Raw genomic sequence first — 1,160 nt, 5'->3', positions numbered from 1 at the left:
GTGAGAAGGGGCCCCTTCTCGACCGTATGGGTGAGGAGGGGGCCCTTCCTTGCACCTCAGGTGGCTTCGATGATCATGCCGGCGGCGACGGTGCGGTGGGTGGTGTCGTCGATGATGATGAAGCCGCCGGTGGTGCGGTTGCGGCGGTATTCGTCGGCGAGGAGGGGGATGGTGGTGCGGAGGCGGACGCGGCCGATCTCGTTGAGGGTGAGGTGGGTGGCGGTGTCGTCGCGGTGGAGGGTGTTGATGTCGAGGCGGTACTGGAGGCCGCGGATGATGGTGCGGGCGGTGCGGGTGGTGTGTTTGATGGTGTATTTGCCGCCGAGTTGGAGGGGGCGGGTTTCGTCCATCCAGCAGATCATCGCTTCGATGTCCTGGCTGGGGGTGGGGGCGTTGTGGGGGCGGCAGATCATGTCGCCGCGGGAGATGTCGATCTCGTCGGTGAGGCGGACGGTGACCGACATCGGGGGGAACGCCTCGTCGAGGGGGCCGTCGGCGGTTTCGACGGCGGCGATGCGGGAGGTGAACCCGGAGGGGAGGACCATCACCTCGTCGCCGGGCTTCAACACCCCGGAGGCGACCTGCCCCGCGTAGCCGCGGTAGTCCGTCACCGTCGTGGACTGGGGGCGGATGACGTACTGGACGGGGAAGCGGACGTCGACGAGGTTGCGGTCGGAGGCGATGTGGACCCGTTCGAGGTGGTGGAGCAGGGCGGGGCCTTCGTACCAGGGCATGTTCTCCGACCGGGTGACGATGTTGTCACCCTTGAGCGCGGACACCGGGATGACCGTCAGATCGGGCACGTCCAGCTTGGCGGCGAAGGCGGTGAACTCGTCGGCGATCCGGTCGAACACGGCCTGGTCGTAGTCGACCAGGTCCATCTTGTTGACGCACAGCACCAGGTGCGGCACCCGCAGCAGGGAGCACAGGAACGCGTGGCGGCGGGACTGCTCCACCAGACCCTTCCGGGCGTCCACCAGGATCAACGCCAGATCCGCCGTCGACGCGCCGGTGACCATGTTGCGGGTGTACTGGATGTGCCCGGGGGTGTCGGCGATGATGAACTTCCGCCGCGGGGTGGCGAAGTACCGGTACGCCACGTCGATGGTGATGCCCTGTTCCCGCTCGGCCCGCAGGCCGTCGGTCAACAGGGCGAGGTT

Annotated in this window: 1 protein-coding gene; it reads right to left on the bottom strand. The window is 67.6% G+C overall.

What is annotated here, in order from left to right:
- Positions 1–56 precede the first annotated feature (56 nt).
- Positions 57–1,160, bottom strand: a 1,104-nt coding sequence (locus AWW66_RS32230) for a sulfate adenylyltransferase subunit 1 (RefSeq protein WP_067374615.1), incomplete at its 5' end; no start/stop codon positions are given.

This window comes from Micromonospora rosaria (assembly GCF_001567585.1).
Lineage (GTDB): Bacteria > Actinomycetota > Actinomycetes > Mycobacteriales > Micromonosporaceae > Micromonospora > Micromonospora rosaria.
The sequence above is the reverse complement of the archived record's forward strand: the minus strand, read 5'-3'. Positions and strand labels throughout refer to the sequence as shown.